The organism is Alteromonas sp. D210916BOD_24 (genome assembly GCF_047159385.1).
GTDB lineage: Bacteria > Pseudomonadota > Gammaproteobacteria > Enterobacterales > Alteromonadaceae > Alteromonas.
In genome coordinates, this window is sequence record NZ_AP038333.1 from 841,039 (window position 1) to 859,681 (window position 18,643).

The 18,643-nt window shown below is 44.0% G+C and carries 17 protein-coding genes; 9 read left to right on the forward strand and 8 right to left on the reverse strand.

Annotation, left to right across the window (positions count from 1 at the left end; genetic code table 11):
• Positions 1-88: 88 nt before the first annotated feature.
• Genes ACMCM8_RS03615 through ACMCM8_RS03625 form a run of 3 tightly spaced genes read right to left on the reverse strand, consistent with a single transcriptional unit; the run spans position 89 to position 4,392 of the window.
• Positions 89-3,331, reverse strand: a complete 3,243-nt coding sequence (locus ACMCM8_RS03615) for a tetratricopeptide repeat-containing hybrid sensor histidine kinase/response regulator (protein WP_412725552.1) — start codon at positions 3,329-3,331, stop codon at positions 89-91.
• A gap of 17 nt (positions 3,332-3,348) precedes the next feature.
• The gene (locus ACMCM8_RS03620; protein WP_412725554.1) at positions 3,349-3,552 is read right to left on the reverse strand and encodes a hypothetical protein; all 204 of its coding nucleotides are present in this window, start codon (positions 3,550-3,552) and stop codon (positions 3,349-3,351) included.
• Positions 3,553-3,564: 12 nt separating this feature from the next.
• Positions 3,565-4,392: an SAM-dependent methyltransferase gene (locus ACMCM8_RS03625; RefSeq protein WP_412725556.1), complete on the reverse strand. Its 828-nt coding sequence runs from the start codon at positions 4,390-4,392 to the stop codon at positions 3,565-3,567.
• Positions 4,393-4,797: 405 nt separating this feature from the next.
• Between ACMCM8_RS03625 and ACMCM8_RS03630 the strand changes: the two genes are divergently transcribed.
• The 4 genes from ACMCM8_RS03630 (at position 4,798) to ACMCM8_RS03645 (ending at position 9,160) form a co-directional block, all read left to right on the forward strand.
• Entirely contained in the window at positions 4,798-5,916 is a 1,119-nt protein-coding gene (locus tag ACMCM8_RS03630; RefSeq protein WP_412725558.1) for a zinc-binding dehydrogenase, read from the forward strand.
• Between the two features lie 258 nt (positions 5,917-6,174).
• Positions 6,175-6,522 carry a DMT family protein gene (locus ACMCM8_RS03635; RefSeq protein ID WP_412725560.1) on the forward strand — a complete coding sequence of 116 codons (348 nt, stop codon included), beginning with the start codon at positions 6,175-6,177 and terminating at the stop codon, positions 6,520-6,522.
• Between the two features lie 32 nt (positions 6,523-6,554).
• The gene (locus tag ACMCM8_RS03640) at positions 6,555-8,798 is read left to right on the forward strand and encodes a heavy metal translocating P-type ATPase (protein WP_412725562.1); all 2,244 of its coding nucleotides are present in this window, start codon (positions 6,555-6,557) and stop codon (positions 8,796-8,798) included.
• Positions 8,799-8,806: 8 nt separating this feature from the next.
• A complete protein-coding gene (locus ACMCM8_RS03645; protein ID WP_412725564.1) occupies positions 8,807-9,160 on the forward strand; it encodes a cupredoxin domain-containing protein in 354 nt (117 codons plus the stop codon).
• A gap of 16 nt (positions 9,161-9,176) precedes the next feature.
• Here the strand turns inward: ACMCM8_RS03645 and ACMCM8_RS03650 are convergent, their stop codons facing one another.
• Positions 9,177-9,482 (reverse strand): hypothetical protein, encoded by a 306-nt coding sequence (locus tag ACMCM8_RS03650; RefSeq protein ID WP_412725566.1) that lies wholly within the window; start codon positions 9,480-9,482, stop codon positions 9,177-9,179.
• Entirely contained in the window at positions 9,482-10,030 is a 549-nt protein-coding gene (locus ACMCM8_RS03655; RefSeq protein ID WP_412725568.1) for a YaeQ family protein, read from the reverse strand. Before ACMCM8_RS03655 ends, ACMCM8_RS03650 begins: the two co-directional genes overlap by 1 nt.
• A gap of 220 nt (positions 10,031-10,250) precedes the next feature.
• On the opposite strand from ACMCM8_RS03655, the gene ACMCM8_RS03660 reads away from it, so the two are divergent.
• The 3 genes from ACMCM8_RS03660 to ACMCM8_RS03670 all read left to right on the forward strand — a co-directional run bounded on the left by ACMCM8_RS03660 (position 10,251) and on the right by ACMCM8_RS03670 (position 12,878).
• Entirely contained in the window at positions 10,251-11,402 is a 1,152-nt protein-coding gene (locus ACMCM8_RS03660; RefSeq protein WP_412725570.1) for an HNH endonuclease, read from the forward strand.
• Positions 11,403-11,491: 89 nt separating this feature from the next.
• Positions 11,492-12,091: a class I SAM-dependent methyltransferase gene (locus ACMCM8_RS03665; RefSeq protein ID WP_412725572.1), complete on the forward strand. Its 600-nt coding sequence runs from the start codon at positions 11,492-11,494 to the stop codon at positions 12,089-12,091.
• A 145-nt stretch (positions 12,092-12,236) separates the two neighbouring features.
• On the forward strand, positions 12,237-12,878 hold the full coding sequence (locus ACMCM8_RS03670) for a peroxiredoxin-like family protein (protein WP_412725574.1): 642 nt from the start codon (positions 12,237-12,239) through the stop codon (positions 12,876-12,878).
• Positions 12,879-12,945: 67 nt separating this feature from the next.
• Here the strand turns inward: ACMCM8_RS03670 and ACMCM8_RS03675 are convergent, their stop codons facing one another.
• The 3 genes from ACMCM8_RS03675 to ACMCM8_RS03685 are packed head-to-tail and all read right to left on the reverse strand — an operon-like array spanning position 12,946 to position 16,530.
• A complete protein-coding gene (locus ACMCM8_RS03675) occupies positions 12,946-14,163 on the reverse strand; it encodes a serine hydrolase domain-containing protein (RefSeq protein WP_412725576.1) in 1,218 nt (405 codons plus the stop codon).
• A 27-nt stretch (positions 14,164-14,190) separates the two neighbouring features.
• Positions 14,191-15,630 carry a flavin-containing monooxygenase gene (locus tag ACMCM8_RS03680; protein ID WP_412725578.1) on the reverse strand — a complete coding sequence of 480 codons (1,440 nt, stop codon included), beginning with the start codon at positions 15,628-15,630 and terminating at the stop codon, positions 14,191-14,193.
• A gap of 36 nt (positions 15,631-15,666) precedes the next feature.
• Entirely contained in the window at positions 15,667-16,530 is an 864-nt protein-coding gene (locus ACMCM8_RS03685) for an SDR family NAD(P)-dependent oxidoreductase (protein ID WP_412725581.1), read from the reverse strand.
• A gap of 107 nt (positions 16,531-16,637) precedes the next feature.
• On the opposite strand from ACMCM8_RS03685, the gene ACMCM8_RS03690 reads away from it, so the two are divergent.
• Both ACMCM8_RS03690 and ACMCM8_RS03695 read left to right on the forward strand, forming a co-directional pair.
• A complete protein-coding gene (locus ACMCM8_RS03690) occupies positions 16,638-17,651 on the forward strand; it encodes an AraC family transcriptional regulator (protein ID WP_412725583.1) in 1,014 nt (337 codons plus the stop codon).
• 111 nt (positions 17,652-17,762) lie between these two features.
• Positions 17,763-18,629 (forward strand): metal-dependent hydrolase, encoded by an 867-nt coding sequence (locus tag ACMCM8_RS03695; RefSeq protein ID WP_412725585.1) that lies wholly within the window; start codon positions 17,763-17,765, stop codon positions 18,627-18,629.
• Positions 18,630-18,643 lie beyond the last annotated feature (14 nt).

Here is an 18,643-nt window from a genome sequence, read left to right on the forward strand (position 1 = left end):
CAGGTGGCTTGGATAGCTCTTAAACAACAAAATTAATCGCTCATTTGTTTGCAATTAATACTAATTTAAAAAATGGACAAAATTAGATTCATTTAATACTACTTTTGTCCTCATTTGAATGTCCATGTTCCACACTCTCTTCAACTTTTCCGTTCATAGCTATCAGCTCGTTGTACAACAGTTCTAGTTGCTCGTGAATGTATTCGATGTTGTCTTGTTGGTTGCGCTTAATTGCCAATTCTATCGAGCTGGCAAGTTCCGCTAGTGCGTATGCCCCAATGTACCTCAACGCCGTGGTGTAGATATGGACAATCCTTACAATTGAGGGTAAATCCCGTTCATCTATTGCTTTTCTTAAGGTATCTAATTCGGGGTTAAGAGCCACAAAGTCATTGAGTAGTTCGTTGTAGAGTGCTTCATCGTTCAGCAGTGCCTGCATGGCTTGCGCTTTATCGATATTATCAAGAGAGTGTGGTGCAACAGGTGACGGTGTGGTTGGCGCGGCATTTAACTTTTGTTTGTTTAGTACTTCAACCAACACATCGAAAAAACGGTTTGGGTCAATCGGCTTGTTAATATGCCCGTCCATGCCGGCGGCGAGGCTTTCGTCAATATCTTGCTGCATGGCGTGTGCTGTCATTGCAATAATAGGTAACGAAAGCTGTAGCTCTTCCCGAATAGCTCTTGTTGCCGTTAACCCATCCATTACTGGCATCTGAATATCCATTAATACCACATTAAATGTCGGATCCTCACGGAGAGTATTTAATGCTTCTTGCCCGTTATTGACCACATGAATAGTGGCATGGGTATCATTTAATAATCCCAATGTGACTTTCTGGTTAAGCGTATTGTCTTCTGCAAAAAGAATTTTAACGCCGCTTAAATCAGGCACAGTCATTGTGTCTGCTGCCACTGCTTTCGTGTTAACGTTAAGGCAAAGCTCTTGAAGTTTGTCTACCAGTTCACTGGTACTAAATGGCTTTTTAATAAAGGTGTGAATACCAAGTTGATTAGCTTGCTCACGCATTTGGGGTGATTCAAATGCATAGAGCATGATCACCTTAGGTTGTTTAGTGGACAGCTCCTGATTCATGATGGCAGCCACTTCCAACCCGTCTATATCAGGCATGTTCCAGTCTAGGATGAGCACATCATAAGGGGTGTGATTGGCGGTTGCTATACGCATTTTAGCAATGGCTTCTTTGCCTCCTGCTGCAATGTCAGCCTGGATACTCGCCATCGATAACGCTTCAGATATGGCATCCCGCGATACGCCGATATCATCGGCTATAAGCACATTTAAGGAAGAAAGCTGCCTGGATGGCGACAGTAGTTTCTTACTTGTGTCTTGTTTAACCATTACCGTGAAATAAAAGCTGGCTCCTTTGCCAAGTTGACTTTCAACCCAGATGTCGCCGCCCATAAGTGTGGCAAGCTGCTTACATATCGCCAGTCCTAACCCTGTGCCGCCGTAGCGGCGAGAGATGGATTCATCTCCCTGATTAAACGGTTGAAATAGCTTGTCCTTTTGGCGCTGGCTTAGACCTATGCCGGTATCTTTTACTTCAAATTCAAGCTGTTCGATATCCGACTCTTTGGTTGATCTCACACTGACTGAAACCAGTCCTTCTTCGGTAAATTTCAACGCATTGCTCACTAAATTGCTAAGTATTTGCTGAATGCGCAGCGGATCGCCAATTAGGTTTAAGGGAACATCTCGTGCGATGTGTTGAATTAATTCAATGTGCTTTTCGTCAGCCCGAGCTAAGTGAAGCCGAATGGTCTGGTTTACTAGCGAATCTAAATTGAATTGGGTCGACTCTATGTCTAACTTACCAGCTTCAATTTTTGAAAAGTCCAGTATGTCGTTGATGATGGCCAGCAGAGTTTGTGACGCGCCTTCAATTTGGATTAGGTTGGTTTGTTGTTCTTGGTCTTCTGCGGCGCGTTGTGAGAGTTTGGTCAGTCCTATAATGGCATTAAGTGGCGTGCGTATTTCATGGCTCATACGGGCAAGAAAGTCAGATTTAGCATTGGTTGCCTTTTGTAAATCATGAGTCAGGTTATTTAATGCTTTGCGCTGTTGTCGAGTGCGTAGTAACAAGCCTATTACCAGTCCCAGCGATAGAATTACGCCAATGATGAAATACGTTTGGAAGGTATTCTGTTTTTGCTGGATCAGGTTGCGCTGCTCTTTTAGAAGGTTGTCTTTTTCCAGCAACTTTATTCTTTCTTCTTTTTCTGACACCGCCAAACGTACCTGATTCAGCGCAAAAAGTACTGATTGTTGCTCGTTAAAACTTTTTTTGTATGCAGTTTGATATAACTTTGAATAGTGTAGCGCTGCTTGGTAGTTTTGTGCAGATTCAAGGAGAGTTATTAACTGTTCCAGTATACTAAGCAGTGTTGCTTTATCACTTTTAATTGCTTCGTTTTCAAGTCCCGCTTCTAACTCATTAATAGCAAGTTCTATTTCACCCCGTTGACGGTAGATTTCTACTAACTGTAATAATCGTGAACCTTCGTTATAGCGAAATCCAATCTTACGGTCGGATTCAGCTGCACGGCTCAGTAATTTCAGTGCTTCTGTTAAATTTCCCTTTTCAATATGTAATTCAGCCATTTTCATGTACACAATACCGATGAAGGGGTACTGAATGTCAGTAAAGAGGTCTAGCGCTAACAAAAAGTTAATTTTTGCATCTTGGTGGTTACCTAATTCCTTTTGGGCAAAGCCAAGAAAAAAATAAGCAGTGCCTTCGTCTTTTCGGCTCTCTAAGCGTTGCGCAGAGGTAAGATAATTTTTGCCAAACTCTAACATCATGTCGAAGTTTTGCATTGACATATACACGTTACCCATTGTGCTATAGACGGTAAGCACTTCATCACTACCTAACGCGTGGTGTATGCTAATAGCACTATTTAATGCTTCTAGTGCCTGGGCGTGTTCACCGGAAAAGTCCAGAATTAACCCTTCTAAACGATAAGATTCGGCAAGTGCGAGTTTGTTATCAGTTGTCTTGGCAAGTTCTCGTGCCTCTAACAGTGCTTGATAGCCGGCGACGTAGTCTTGCTTTAAAATATGTTTGTACGATTTGAGGTTTAAAAAACGAGCTTGGTCATAGGGGTTGGAGTTGACGGTAAAAAACGCGTTTAACTGTTCAAATGTTTGATCGATAGACGGATCGTTATTGATAATGCGCTGTTTTAACCCATCTAATGTTGCCAGTGTAACGACAATTCCCTCAGACTCGCCCTTAACGGCCAAGACGGGGTGGCCTACCAATGTTAAGGCAAGAAGAAAGACATAGTTAAAACAGCGCTTCACGAGGTGCTTCGCATCGGTTAATAGTGAACTACTCGGGTCACTTTACTCTCGTCATCAAAGCGTTTTTTAACCTCGTCCCAGTTTTGATCTTTAATCAGCTTTAGATCTTCATCAGATAAACCGTATTTAGTGGCGGTTGCAACGGGATCCTGTTTATACGCTTCCATCAGTTGACTGTTTGTGTCTAATTCTATTAAGAAGTCTACGATTGATTTTGCCATTTTTATTTCCTTTTAATTTACGCTTGGGTTTCTATAAGCAATGACTTGTTGCTCGGTTAATCCTAACTTGGCTAAGCGGTCCTGACGGTAAGCTGGTAAGCCAAGTGAAGGTACAACCAGGGTCGAAATAAGGGTTGGCTCGGCGTACATTAACTCGCTAAGCAACACTTTTTGAATTTTAGGCTGGCAGAGAGGCAAAGTGGCTGCCTCATAAATTATCAGTTCGTGGTCGTCGGGATAATGCTCACGCAGTATATCGGCTAACATGGCTAAACCGGGCTTACTGTGATTGGCATTTAGCACGCTTAATGAGGCTTCTCCAGCTAAGCCAACCTGCCAGATGATTTGTGTCATATGAGGGTCAATATGGTAATCGCGAAATAAAAATTGCGTGGCCTCGTATGACTGGCAACCAAAGCGAGAGGGATCTATTCCTAAATCTGCAATTAAGCAGTCTTCTGCGGATATTCCCGGTAGCATGTGGGCGTCTAAACCAAGTTCACGTACTCGACGAATGGCTTCGTGTGAGGGGGTAACAAATACCCCTGGGTGACCGTAAAATGCAGCGCACACTCTTTGGCCATCAATTACGGCTTGCACAATGCGATCGGCCATTTGACTGTATGTTACTGCGCGGGATTTGCCCTCTTGGTACAGGTCATCTAAGGAAATAGTATTGGGGTTTATATTGGTGACGGCATGCTCACCTACTTTGTTCATGATACCCATGAATACAATGTCAGCATTTTCGATGTAGCTTTTGGCAGCAACAGTCATTTGACCCGCTACGCTAATCCCTGTCCCCACAACGACTAACGATCCTTTAGGAGTATTATCCATTTCTTCCTTTACCGCTTTCCAAACCCACTTTTTCCTCACTATAAAATAGATTTAATCTATTTACTATGACCTCTTAATACAGCCCTTAGCCACTGACCTTACATCAATCTATTGGCAATGTTTAAATCACTCCTAATTTGGCATTTATTTAGCATTTAAGTGAGTAAAATAGGGCGTGGTTGTAGCGGTTAACAATAGGTACTCTATCGCTTGCGTGATTGGTCGTTAAATTTGTCGTTCAGATGGTCGTATAATGGGGTTGTTTTGTGGGTGTCGATTCACGCTGCACGGTTTCTATAAATTATTGTCACACACATATATTAGCAATATAAATATTACTAATAGTAGTCACGTGTTAGCTTAATGTTCTAATCAGTGATACATCATCAGGGCGAAATAACGACTATGAATAAATCCAAACAACTCTTTACGCTAATTACATCTGAGGGCGAGTTACAGGTCTCACTTAAGGAAGTAGACGTGCCAAAGCCAAAGCCACATGAAGTAATTGTTCGTATGGAAGCTTCACCGATTAATCCTTCTGATATGTGGCCAATGTTTGGGCCAGCAAGTCTTGATAAAGCAAGCTTCGATGCAGATAAAAATGCGTTGGTTGCGCCGGTACACAAACCATTGTTGAATCGAATTAAATCACGTCTAGATCAAACCCTGCCAATTGGTAATGAAGGAGCGGGGACGGTGGTTGACGCTGGTGAAAGCCCTGAAGCTCAGGCGTTAATGGGTAAAACCGTTTCTATACTTACTGGGGCAGCATACACTGAATATGCCTGTGTTCCTGTGCAAGCGTGCTTACCGCATATGAGTAGTACCACGGCAAAACAAGCGGCCTCTTCTTTTGTTAACCCATTGACAGCCTTAGGTATGGTGGAAACCATGCGCATGGAAGGTCACAAAGCCCTTGTGCATACAGCAGCGGCATCTAACCTTGGGCAAATGTTGAATAAGATATGTCTTGAGCAAGGCGTTGAACTGGTCAACATTGTGCGCAGTCAAAAGCAGGTGGATATATTAAAAGGCCTTGGCGCTAAAATTGTACTTGATTCAAGTAGCGAAAACTTTAAAGCCGAATTATATCAGGCTATTGATAGCACGGGTGCAACCTTAGCGTTCGACGCCATCGGCGGTGGTGAATTGGTCAGTGATATCCTGACCATGATGGAAGCGTCAGGCAGTAAAGATGCAAAAGGTTTTAATACCTACGGTTCTGATAGTAACAAGCAAGTGTATATCTATGGCGGCTTAGACTTCTCTCCTACTATCCTTAATCGCGCATACGGCATGACATGGGGCATTGGCGGCTGGCTGCTAATGCGCTTCCTAGCAAAGCTTGATAAGAAGCGCGTGGGTGAGCTTTATCAAAAAGTGGCATCTGAAATAAACACGACGTTTGCGTCGTCTTACAGTAAAGAGCTCAGCCTTGAAGAAGCGCTACAGCCTGAAAATGTGGCGTTGTACAACGCTAAGAAAACAGGTGAGAAATACCTGATTGTGCCAAACAAGTAAGCATAGCACTGAGTGCAAATTACGCGACAATAGGGCTTGTGTTTATTGTCGCGTGTCGGAAAAGCATTTCTGAATCAACATTGGCGCCATCGAGAGATGGCTGCTTAATTATTTGCTAGCAAGCAGAAGTGCATCTGCTTTCTTTAACAATCCTTCACGACAGTGCAAAAGCGCTAGCCTATTTTCATTGTTGTCCCATACACTACAGCCCTACTTTTTTACATACACGTTCTATTTTCTTTTAAGCGGAGTACAAGTATGAACCCCATCGTGGTTTCGATAGGTTTATTGTTTTGTAGCAATGTTTTCATGACTTTTGCTTGGTATGCTCATTTGAAGGAACTCAACAATAAACCCTGGATAATTGCAGCGTTTGTCAGTTGGGGGATAGCGTTATTTGAATACATGTTTCAAGTGCCCGCAAACCGAATTGGTTACACCGTATTGTCGGTTGGACAGCTTAAGATCATCCAGGAAGTGATTACTTTATCGGTGTTTATACCGTTTTCGGTGCTTTATCTTAAAGAGCCACTTAAGCTGGATTATTTATGGGCTGGCTTGTGTTTAGTTGGGGCCGTATTCTTTATGTTTAGAAGTAAGTTTTAACGTTAGGACATAACTTTAAGTGGGGGGAGCAAATGACAAACCGAGCATCTACTCAGCAACTTGTTATTGAGGGAGCAGGGTGTGCCAGCTGCGTTGGCAAAATAGAGTCTGCACTACGCTCCACTTCTGGCGTTGAGTCAGCGGAAATGAACTTTGCCGATAGAACGGTAATGGTATCCGGTACCGCTAAGGCCAGCGAATTAATCAACGCAGTAGAGCACGCGGGGTACAATGCAAAGCTGCTAAACAATCAACACGCTGCGCAAGTCATGGATGACAAAGAAGCCGCAGATTGGGCGTATTACAAAAAATTACTTCGCAATACCGTTATAGCCTTAGGGCTCGGTATCCCGTTAATGTTGTACGGCCTGTTCATTGGCGAAATGACAGTGGAAACGGCTGCTCAGCGAATAGGGTGGTTAGCTGTTGGTGTGGTAACGCTTTGCGTCATGTATTTTTCGGGTAAACACTTTTATGTGGGAGCATGGAAAAGCTTTAAAAATCATTCAGCCAATATGGACACCTTAATTGCTTTAGGCACAGGTACGGCGTGGTTGTATTCAATGCTGGTGGTATTGGTTCCGGATGCCTTGCCCACGATGGCACGCCATATTTACTTTGAAGCAACGGCCATGATCATAGGCTTGATCAACTTAGGTTTAGCACTAGAACTGAAAGCACGGGGAAAAACGTCGCAAGCCATTAAAAGGCTGATAGGACTACAAGCGAAAACTGCCATTGTTATTCGAGATGACAAGGAAGTTGAGATACACATTGAGCAAGTGTTAGAAAATGATGTAGTAAAGGTGAAGCCGGGACAGAAAATACCCGTTGATGGCATAGTGGTAGAAGGCCATTCGTCCATTGATGAGTCCATGTTAACGGGTGAACCTATACCCGTTGAAAAGCAGGTAAATGATGAAGTGGTAGCAGGTACGCTTAACAAATCAGGGCTGTTTTTGTTTAAGGCAACACGCATAGGTAAAGATACCGCACTGGCGCAAATTATCGATATGGTAAAGCGTGCACAAAATTCAAAACCTCCGATAGGGCGCTTGGCAGATGTTATCGCCGCGTACTTTGTCCCGACCGTAATGATTATTGCTGTAGTGAGTGCACTGGCGTGGCTTAATTTTGGCCCTGAACCTGCGATGGCATTGGCCATGGTGTCAGCCACTACGGTTTTGATCATTGCTTGCCCTTGTGCACTGGGTTTGGCCACACCCATGTCGGTTATGGTTGGGATAGGCAAAGCCGCCGAGGCAGGTGTGCTTATTCGAAATGGGGAAGCATTACAAACGGCGTCTAAAGTTACTGCCATGATCCTGGATAAAACAGGAACGATAACCGAAGGTTCGCCAAAAGTGACCGATGTGGTTTTAATCAACGCCACAGATGAAAAAAGTGTACTGCAACTTGCAGCCAGTCTTGAAAATGGATCTGAGCATCCCTTGGCAGAAGCCATCGTAGACAGGGCTATGGAAGAGAACATTGACCTGCTGCCCATTGAGTCGTTTGAAGCACTAATCGGTCTTGGAGTAAAAGGGCAGTGCAAAGGCAAAACGCTCTTATTTGGCAATGCTAAGCTAATGGCAGAGCGAAATATTGTGATAACAGGGGCTGTTGAGAACGCTCAAGCGCTGGCCAAGGAGGCCAAAACCCCCATGTATTTTGCGATAGATGGAGAATTGGCGGCAATTATTGCCGTGGCGGACCCTATTAAAGCCGACGCGATAGAAGCGATAAAGAGGCTTCAATCAAACCACCTTCGCGTCATTATGCTGACCGGTGATAACAACGAAACCGCTGCGGCAGTCGCCAAAAAGGCAGGGATCGCTGAGTATTATGCCCAAGTCCTTCCTGAAGATAAGGCCTTTAAAGTGAGGGAGTTACAAAAGCAAGGCGAGGTGGTGGGGATGACCGGAGACGGCATCAACGATGCCCCGGCACTGGCCTTGGCCGATGTAGGATTTGCTATTGGTACAGGAACAGATGTGGCAATTGAAAGTGCGGATATCACCTTGATGAGGGGCTCATTGCACGGCCTCGCCGATGCCATAGCAATTAGTAAGGCGACATTGAAAAACATAAAACAAAATTTATTTGGCGCGTTTATTTACAATGTGGCTGGTATTCCCGTTGCAGCGGGGGCGCTATATCCAATGTTAGGCATTTTACTCAGCCCAGTTATTGCCGGGGCGGCAATGGCGTTTTCTTCCCTTACGGTTGTCTCGAATGCTAATAGGCTCCGTTTGTTCAAAGCGCGAGAGCATTAGGAGGATATATGCTAGTGATAAATGTGATGGGATTAGCACTAATCGTTTTTATCGTTTGGTGGTTTTGGTTGTATACACCCAAAGCGATAGTAAGTAGTGATAACGATGTGTTAATTACTGTGAACAATGGCGTGTATTCGCCTTCTACCATAAGTGTTTCAGTCAATAAGCCGATTACGCTGAGGTTTATTCGAACGGATGCTTCACCCTGTGCTGAAATGCTTTTGATCCCCGAGCTCGCAATTAGTGCGCAATTGCCGCTGAACGAAGAAACTGACATTAAACTGCCGGCTTTATTGCGTGGCGAATACGCATTTCACTGTCAAATGAATATGTATAAAGGAATGATTAAAGTGGTGTAGATGACAGCAACATTGTTCACTCTGGCCCTTCGGTGGTGAACACTAAATGCCTGTGCTTGTCTTTAAATACCACCCCTTTTTTTAAAAGGGCCACACTTAATCGCTTTTGCCAATTTTTTAGTTCTGGTTCTGCCGCAGTTAGAGCTGCTTCACTATCAAACTGAAAACGCAGGAGCAGCGACCCCGGGAATTGGTGATACTGCACATCAAACCAACATTGCAGCATGCCCGGTAGTTCTTCACGGGCCTGTGCTTCAAGTTTGTCTGCAACGCTAAACACCAGTGCTTGTTGCTTGAGTTGGACGGCAGAAAGCTTTTTCATTACAAGCGCTTCTTAATGGCAACTTCAACGCTTTCGGTGATATCTGCACCTTCAATGGTTAGCCACATCTGTCCGTCTTGAATGGTGACCTGTATTTGCATAGAACGGTGTACCGCGTTGGCAAGGGTGTGAGCGAGGTCTTCCGGTAAGGTAAATACCGACAGGTTTTTTCGAGCCTGTAATTTGTTTTGCTCTTTCTTCCACCACACTTCAAAGCTGTTGTCGGCGTATGCATAAATCATCATTTGTTGGCTTTGGTTACAGCCTTTTTTTATGCGCTGTTCGGAAGGTTGGCCTAATTCTATCCAAAGTTCTATTTCATCGCTGTAGTTCTTTTGCCACAAATCTGGCACATCATCGTCAGACAAGCCTTTTGTGAATTGCAGTCGCTCATGGGCATTGACGATAAAGGCAATAATACGCAGCATCATTCGCTCGTCATTTTCAGACGGATGACGGGCAATGGTCAGGTTGTGATCGTGGTAATAGTTGCGATCCATATCGGTTATCGATATGTCAGCTTTGAATATAGTTGCTTTAAGCGCCATGGTGATCCTGAATAATATTTGAACGGCCCTTAATTACGGTTTCTACCGCTTTAACGATAACGGGCTCGGCAGTGCGAGCTATTGTAACAGCTAAATGCGCTCAGCGTCCTTAACCTTCAAATAACAGATGGAAAAATTTTGGTTCCTGTAGCGTCAGTGTTATGTGCTACCATTTTTAAATTGCGTAATTCGGATATTGAGTAAAAAAGGGAATACAAGGATGAGTCTTCAACTATACGTTAACCGTTTGTCTAGTCTAAATACCGCAAGAGCGAATGGGCGAATTAGCCCACATAAAGTGTGTATGATGCTAGCAGTGGCAGATCTAATAGAAAGTGGTGTTATAACTGATAACAAAGTCTATTTTGACGAAAAACTGGTTAATCGATTTAGTTTTTATTTCGAACAGCTTAAGCAAGGTAATGATAAAAACACCCCTTATCTCCCATTTCACCATTTGCAGAGTGAAAAGTTCTGGCGACTTATATTTAATAATTCTAACGATGAAAATTCTTATTTCGAGGGTAATCCATCGAAAGGGAGAATACTCAAATACGTCAGTTATGCGGAATTGGATATCCAACTATTTGAATATTTAAAGGCAAAAAATAGTGCTATTCACTTACGCGCCGCCTTGAGTTCTAACATCGTTGAATTAGAGACCCAATTTATCCGTTGGATGCGACTGAATAGACGTTCAGAAAGCACAATAAGCAAATACGCCAGCGCACTTAAAGGTTCACTATCAAAGTGGGCTTGCGATGCCAAGATCACTGATAAAAACCTAGTGACCATGACTTCTTACTTCGAATACAAAGCAGCAACAACTAAATTGCGAAACGTTGAGGAATTTAAGCAAAAAGATAAAAGCGGAAAAGGGATGTACTCAGCGGCATTAAATTGGTTTGAAGCTTTTCTCAGTGATGTAACTCAACTGGATATTCAGACTGACATTGAAGAAATTATAGCGCAGTCAGGTATATCCAATACAACAAAAGCCGCGTTGGTAAATACGCGTATTGGGCAAGGTCAATTTAGACAAAACCTTATCGAATTATGGAATGGTTGTGCAGTGACCCAGTATTCCAATTACAGCTTATTAATTGCATCGCATATCAAACCTTGGAAAGCGGCGAATAATAGTGAACGACTAGACAAATACAACGGTCTACTGTTGTTGGCAAATCTGGATAAAGCATTCGACCGTGGTTACATTAGCTTTGAAGACGATGGAAAAATTCGTATTTCAACAGGGTTACAAGAACCAGAAGTACTGGGAATTACTTCAGATATGCAAATTAATTTAAAAGAATATAATCGCGATTACTTGGCCTACCATCGTGAGCAGGTTTACGAGTCTCTAGTAATGTAGGGAGAATTGTTATAGACAGGATTGCACCAGAAGCACATTATTGTCTAGATAAGAGCCGTTGCGTTTGCAAATATTTTTAATCGTTCTATATGAATCACAATATTACTTTTTATTCAGAGCATGCCGCCGAGTTAGTTCGCCAATATGACAGTATTGAAAGCGACAAAATTCATAGCGCGTGGCTAGATTTGCTTCCAAATAATGGAAATGTTTTAGACGTGGGAGCAGGGTCTGGGCGTGATGCGCGTTTCATGGCAAAACAAGGGGTAAAGGTAATTGCGGTTGAACCTGCTGATGAATTGCGAATGCTTGCAATGTCATCGACAGCAGAGCCTACCAATATAAAGTGGCTTGACGACTCACTTCCGCTACTTACTCGCGTATTTTCGCTCAAGCTAAAATTTGAAATGATTTTAGTGAGTGCACTATGGATGCATTTGTCTGATATTGAACAAGAAAGTGCAATCGCGACACTATCTGAATTGCTTCTTCCACATGGCAAGTTAGTTATTACTTTGCGTTACGGGACGTTTGATGATGTTCGCACAGCCTATCCTGTGAATATAAAAATATTAAAAGCGCTGGGTTCTGCTCACTCCCTAAAGGTAATTCGTGAAACAGCAATAGAGAAAGATAAGTTGGACCGCAGCGCTGTAACTTGGCAAACATTGGTTTTTCAAAAAAGTTAGTCGCACGCTTTCCCATCTGTTACGTGTAATATTCCTTGTGCACTGCGACTCACTCCCACCTGAAAGTTTATCTCACCTATGTCGGTCTTGTTTGAAATAGCGCGCAAAGCGTGTGTTTGAATAACAATTACCGAGGGAACCAGAAATGAAAAAATTGACGCTTGCCGTTGTGTTTATACTTGGCAGTATGATGGGAGCCAGCACCGTTTATGCACTAGAACGCGGGGGAATTGCCACTGACGCGAATGCGGTCACGCCGTTACTCAATGGGCAATTTGCGCCCAATACCACATTAAAAATGGCTGATGGCTCGCCCGTTAGCTTGTCAGCACTGGTTATGCAAAAGCCAACGATTGTTCTTTTTTATCGCGGTGGTTGGTGTCCTTACTGTAATGAACAGTTGGCGCAGCTAAAAGACATTGAAGGCGATTTGGTCAAACTAGGCTATCAAATTCTTGCCATTTCGCCTGAAACGCCCCAGCGACTTCAAGAGCAAAAACTGAAAACAGAGTTTTTGGTCACCTTATTGTCTGATGCATCCCTTGATACACAGCGCGCGTTTGGTGTTGCCTTTCACGTGGATGACACGACAGCCGAGAAATACAAAAACTATGGGATCAGTCTCACTGTGGACGAGCAGGGGCGCGAAGTATTGCCTGCACCGAGTATTTTTATATTGAGTCAGAAAGGGCAAGTATTATTCAACTATGTGAACCCCGATTACAAAGTGCGTCCGTCAGCCGAATTAGTCCTTGCGGTGGCAAAAGCACTAAAGCAAGACATGTAATTAAGCCAATTGCAAAGCAAAAACCAATAGACGTAGCAAACAAGCGCAGTGAATTGAAGCCGCTACATTAGTGCAGCGCTGACGATGAGAGTGCGTCAGCGTGTATGGCTATAGCTCTAAAAGCTGCAATGGCCTGGTGTATGCTTTTAAAATCATCTTGAGCAAACGCGGTATTGGCACTGTTTTTTACTATCACAGTGTTGTGTTTCTTATTGACGTAAATAAACTGCCCATACACACCAAGGGCGAAGAATTCCTGCTGTGCATTGACCGGCAACCACCACTGAAAACCGTAGCCAAAGAGGGTGGCGGCATTGTCTCTTTTTCCGGGCATCAAGTATGGCGCATCAGGTGAAGTACTTTTCTCAACCCAAGATGAGGGGAGTATTTGCTGATCGTTAAATATGCCATTGTCGCGATAAAGCATGCCCAGCTTGGCATAGTCCCGTGACGTTGCATTAAGGCCCCCTAACACCATGGGTTGCCCTTCGCTATCAACGATAAAATACGCGTCATATTCGCTGCCAAGGGGCTTCCACAACTTCTCTTGCAGATACAGATTGATAGGCATATTTGTCATACGTCTTATCACCATGCCAAGCACATGGGTGTCCATACTGACATATTTTAAAAACGTGCCTGGTTCTCTCTGGGACGACAGCGTACTGGCAAACTCATCAAAACTTCCACCCAAGGCCAGTATTTTCTTGAGTCTATTCACGTCGCTGTCAGAATCTGCGTAATCCTCGTTAAAAGCAATGCCACTGCTCATTTGTAAGAGGTGTTTGATGGTCGTGTGTTCATAGCCGCTGCCTTTGAGCTCAGGGACTAGCTCGACTACTTTGGTGTTTATTGAATATTGTTCAAACTCATTAAGTGCAATACCTGCAAGGGCACCAATATAACCTTTCGATACGCTCCAGGAGATTCTCTTGTCCTGCTTATGGGTTCCCAAAAAATAGCGTTCAAATGTGATGGCAGGCCCGTTAACCACCACTAGCGCAGTGGTATGGGATTGCTTCAAATAGTCACTCATAGCATAAGTATTTCCCTCAAACTCAAAGCTTGTGGGGAGGCCCTGATTGTTGATGTCGAACACAAAAGGCTCAGTGGCGTTATTTGCCACCGGTGCGGTCTCGAAGATGGTGTCCATATGAGAGAAGTTGTGCACTATTTTGGACTCAGAAAAGAGAGTAGAGACCTGGTACAGATGCACAATTTCTCGTTGCCAAAACAAGGCCGCTGTGGCGATCAACGCAACAACGATCAGTAGGATCTTTCTCATATTACTCTCGTTATGCTTAGCACGTATTTAAACGTGTACTTCGAGGCCACTGGCGGGGAAAGCAGCCTTGGTGAGCCGAACTTTATCGATGTCATAGTCCTGATCTAATCGCCACGGGGCAATATGGCCTTGTTTGGGAATACTGTCCTGCGCCCGTTTAAAATACCCTGATGAAAGATTTATAAAAGGTTCTGGCTTGATTTGGGAGGACGCAGTAGGCACAAAGTAATTGGCCTTTTGCTCGTCTAAGTGATTTATTAACCGACATATGTATTGCGATACCAGTTCTACTTTTAACGTCCAAGACGCATTGGTGTAGCCAAAGAGCATGCCGAAATTAGGCACATCTTGAAGCAGCACACCCTGATAGAACATCTTGGAACCAATGTCTTGGGGCACGCCGTCAATGCAAAGCTCGACCCCCGACATAAACAGCAATTTGAGTCCCGTTGCGGTAATGATAATGTCGGCATCTAGATGCTGCTTTGATTTGGTTTCTATGCCGGTTGGGGTAAAACGGCTAATTTCATCTGTGACGATAGAGGCTTTACCTTCATTTAAACTATTAAACAGGTCTGCGTCAGGCACAAGGCAAAGTCGCTGCTCCCAGGGGTTGTAATTAGGCGTGAAGTGTTTGTCATCGACAGGCGAAGTAAGTAGTGCCTGCCTTCTTTTGGCAATGATTTTCTTGGCTTTGTCAGGGTTTTTCGTCATGTATTTAAAGTAAAACTTACCTAACCAGATATTCTTTTTTCTTACCAGCTGTGAGGCGATGTTTTTTGGCAGTAACGCCTGCGCTACTTTGGTCAGTAAGTCGCGCTGGGGGCGTGATAAAATATAGGTGGGCGTTCGCTGTAACATTACGACGTGTTTGGCTTTTTGAGCTAAGTTAGGCACTAAGGTCACCGCGGTTGCGCCACTGCCAATGACCACCACGTTTTTGTCCTGATAATCTAGATTCTCTGGCCAAAACTGGGGGTGAACCAAGGTACCTTTAAAGTCATCACTGCCCTCAAATTGCGGGCTATAGCCTTGGGAGTAGTCATAATATCCACTGCACGAAAATACAAACTGTGCTTCTATCACACTGTCACCTTCAGGTGTGCTGACATTAAGCTCCCAGCGCTTTGTTTGGCTGTTCCAGTTTAAATGGGTGACTTTGTGTTGATAACGAATGTGTTTATCTATTCCAAATTTTTCTGCAGTGTGGCGCAAATAGTCACAAATACGGCTGCCAGTAGCGAGGGAGTCCCGTTCGGTCCAGGGGTTAAATTGGTAGCCATAGGTGTACATGTCGCTGTCAGAACGAATACCCGGGTATTTAAAGAGATCCCACGTTCCCCCAAGGTTTTCTCTGCCTTCTAAAATAAGCAGTGATTTCTGAGGACAGAGTTTTTTTAGATAGTAGCCAAGGCCAATACCGGAAAGCCCTGCACCTACTACCACTACATCAACCACGTTATTCATTGTCGTCCCTCATCATCTTTGTTCGTATTTTGGAGTCTAGCCGAACAACTTAATCATTAAGTTTTGATACTTTACCGGTGCAATACGTTGGATGCGGTCGAAAAAGCGAGCGTCTTTGCCCACCAACACCCGCCGCTGTCTTTTCCGTATTCCCGCCATAATAATGGCCGCGGCTTGCTGAGCTGTCGTTTTGGCATAAATTTCATCGAACTTTTTTTCACGCTGTGCTTTCGTCAGTTGAGAGGCTGCTCCCACTCTGGCGGCACCGTCTTTACCATTGGTTACAATGCCCGTTTTTACCCCGCCGGGGTGTACACAGGTTACCGATAAATGCGGCGCACTTATTTGAAGCTCTATACTTAGGCTTTCGCTGAACCCTCTCACTGCGAATTTTGAGGCATTGTAAGAAGAGTTGTTCGGTGTACTGATAAGCCCGAAGAGGCTGGAAATATTGATAATTTGGCCCCAGGGAGACTTTTTAAGTAGCGGCAGAAATGCCTGAGTAGAATAGACCACTCCCCAAAAATTGACATTCATTACCCAGTGAAAGTCTTCCATGTCGAGAGATTCAAAACTGGCAGATAGGCTGACGCCGGCGTTGTTGATCAGGCCATGAATATTGTTGAACCTGTCTTCACATTCTTTTGCCCATTGCGTCACTTGATTTTTATCTGAAACGTCAACGACAAAGGTGTGCACCACGCAGTGAGGGTAGGTGTCGAGCAATTCGCTCTTAACTGACTGCAAATTATCCGCTGACTTATCACACAGCGCCAATTCACACCCCGCGTCGGCTAATTCAAAGGCCAATGCTTTACCTATGCCGGATGCCGCACCAGAAACGGCGAATACCGCTCCTTTAAATCGGTCCTTTTGGTGACTTGCCATCGTTGTGCTCATTAGCTCTCATATTCTTCGCTGTCACAGTGTTAGGTTAATATTGGGTTATTGAATTGTAAAATTTAAGGTGCTAACGTCGCAAAATAGTTGTCATTTGAGGTCAGCCTATGCTCAGCAAGCATCCCATCGGTCAAAAACACGTGATATCGGGTGATTACCTTACCCATTTGCGTAATTTTGCTGTTGAGCAAAACGTACCCATGGAGGTGCTTTTACACGGTGTTAGCTTAACGCCTAAGCAGTTATTGAACCCGCCTCAATTTGTGGATGATGTTGATTTCAATACTGTGACAGCCAATTTGTTTGCCCATTTACCTCAACCCTTCTTAAAAGCGGTAGAGTTAGCAAAGGGGATGTCATTTTCTGTACATGGGGCGTTAGGCGTAGCGCTACAGGGCGCAAAAAATTTAGAACAGATGTTGTTACTTGCCCAAAAATATTATCGCAGCAGGGCGAGCAACAGTCAGTTGCTTTTAGAAAAGCACCAGGGTTACTTGCACGTTGTGCCGGAGAGTAAATATTTATATCGCTCGCCGTACCTTGCCTTGGCCATATTGTTTAGTTTTAAGCAGCAAATATCAGTAAAACTCAAAAAGTATCAACTTGAAGGCGATTGCCATATTCACATTAGTAGCCCGTTGCCAGATTACATTACAACAGACTGGCAAGAGACGTTTAAGGTGAGCTTTGGGCAGCACCGAGACGAACTGCTTGTGCCGCAACACTGGCTGGAGTTACCCATTGATACTATCGATTTTAATTTTGCCAGATTGGCTGAGTTACAGTGCGTAGAAACACTTGCTTCCCTGACGTCAAATGACGTAAAAACCATTGTGACAGATTTGCTCAAACAAGGCCCTACCAATATGTTAAATATCAAGGCGGTGGCACGAGAGCTATGTATGTCGCCAAGCAGCTTGCAACGCCGTTTAAAAGAGGAAAACATTACTTTTAAAGCGTTGAAACACGGCATTATCCTCGAAGAGGCGAAACGCTTGTTACAAGAAGGCAATAAGGTTGAAGAAATTGCTGAATACCTCGGTTTTAATGATGCATCCAGCTTCTCAAAATCCTTTAAAGCGGCGGAAGGGATCACGCCAGGCGAATTTAAGCGGGTGTAAGATTGACATCGTTTAACAATTTTTTTGCATTGTATTCACATGGAGGATTGCTAAAAAACACCCATGATTGATCAGTAAGTTCACACTACTGTGTTTTTCTGAGAGGCGCCCATGGGATCTGAGCAATTCGACCACCTTAAGTTAGACATTAAACCTCGTCATATGGATTTTCCATTCGGGGCACTCAAAAAACTCAAATACTTTGACGACAACATTTATAAGTCAGCTTTTATTGCCGGTATGTCTACTTCGTTTCCCGACGGAGAAGCGGAGTTTCTCAATTCGGTGCGCAACTATCGTGAACAGGTTAAAAACCCTGACTTGAAGCGTCAGGTTAAGGGCTTCATTGGGCAGGAAGGGCACCATAGTCATCAACACAACAAAGTGAACAAAGAGTTGGAGCGGCTTGGCTACGACACGGGCAAAATTGAGCGCATTATGAAAAACCTGATTAAAAAGCGGGTCACCAAGTGCAGTGACAAATTTCGCCTGGCACACACGGTATGCATAGAGCACATTACGGGCATTATGGCCGAGCACGCGCTTACCCATCCGGCGTTTTTTGAGGGAATGGAAGCGCCGTTTAAAGATTTAATGTTATGGCATGCGGTAGAAGAGTTAGAGCACAAAGCCGTTGCATTTGATGTGTATCAGGCGTGTGTAAATGACACAGCGTACTTACATAAGGTGATGAAGCTGGCCATCGTATTGCTTACTATCCGGTTGACGCGCTTTATGCTGATCTTAGCATTTAGCACCGGAAAATGGCGAAGTTGGCGCGAGTGGAAAGGTTTTTATGCTTGGATGTTTGGCAAGGGCGGTTTATGGCGTTCTTTACGTCAACCGTATAAAACATTTTTCCATCCCAACTTTCATCCGTGGAACTCCGGTGGTCTTGGTCTTATTGAGAAGTGGGAAAACGAGCTGTATCGACCACATCAGGATAAGCGCCACCCAGACTATGCCGTACAAGGGTAGTCCTGTTTTAGAGA

What these genes read in the sequence shown, in the direction of transcription:
- ACMCM8_RS03690 (WP_412725583.1), top strand. Translation starts at nt 16,638, where the DNA reads ATGCTCAGCAAGCATCCCATCGGTCAAAAACACGTGATATCGGGTGAT.
- ACMCM8_RS03665 (WP_412725572.1), top strand. Translation starts at nt 11,492, where the DNA reads ATGAATCACAATATTACTTTTTATTCAGAGCATGCCGCCGAGTTAGTT.
- ACMCM8_RS03680 (WP_412725578.1), bottom strand. Translation starts at nt 15,630, where the DNA reads ATGAATAACGTGGTTGATGTAGTGGTAGTAGGTGCAGGGCTTTCCGGT.
- ACMCM8_RS03640 (WP_412725562.1), top strand. Translation starts at nt 6,555, where the DNA reads ATGACAAACCGAGCATCTACTCAGCAACTTGTTATTGAGGGAGCAGGG.
- ACMCM8_RS03620 (WP_412725554.1), bottom strand. Translation starts at nt 3,552, where the DNA reads ATGGCAAAATCAATCGTAGACTTCTTAATAGAATTAGACACAAACAGT.
- ACMCM8_RS03630 (WP_412725558.1), top strand. Translation starts at nt 4,798, where the DNA reads ATGAATAAATCCAAACAACTCTTTACGCTAATTACATCTGAGGGCGAG.
- ACMCM8_RS03655 (WP_412725568.1), bottom strand. Translation starts at nt 10,030, where the DNA reads ATGGCGCTTAAAGCAACTATATTCAAAGCTGACATATCGATAACCGAT.
- ACMCM8_RS03675 (WP_412725576.1), bottom strand. Translation starts at nt 14,163, where the DNA reads ATGAGAAAGATCCTACTGATCGTTGTTGCGTTGATCGCCACAGCGGCC.
- ACMCM8_RS03650 (WP_412725566.1), bottom strand. Translation starts at nt 9,482, where the DNA reads ATGAAAAAGCTTTCTGCCGTCCAACTCAAGCAACAAGCACTGGTGTTT.
- ACMCM8_RS03670 (WP_412725574.1), top strand. Translation starts at nt 12,237, where the DNA reads ATGAAAAAATTGACGCTTGCCGTTGTGTTTATACTTGGCAGTATGATG.
- ACMCM8_RS03685 (WP_412725581.1), bottom strand. Translation starts at nt 16,530, where the DNA reads ATGAGCACAACGATGGCAAGTCACCAAAAGGACCGATTTAAAGGAGCG.
- ACMCM8_RS03625 (WP_412725556.1), bottom strand. Translation starts at nt 4,392, where the DNA reads ATGGATAATACTCCTAAAGGATCGTTAGTCGTTGTGGGGACAGGGATT.
- ACMCM8_RS03635 (WP_412725560.1), top strand. Translation starts at nt 6,175, where the DNA reads ATGAACCCCATCGTGGTTTCGATAGGTTTATTGTTTTGTAGCAATGTT.
- ACMCM8_RS03695 (WP_412725585.1), top strand. Translation starts at nt 17,763, where the DNA reads ATGGGATCTGAGCAATTCGACCACCTTAAGTTAGACATTAAACCTCGT.
- ACMCM8_RS03660 (WP_412725570.1), top strand. Translation starts at nt 10,251, where the DNA reads ATGAGTCTTCAACTATACGTTAACCGTTTGTCTAGTCTAAATACCGCA.
- ACMCM8_RS03645 (WP_412725564.1), top strand. Translation starts at nt 8,807, where the DNA reads ATGCTAGTGATAAATGTGATGGGATTAGCACTAATCGTTTTTATCGTT.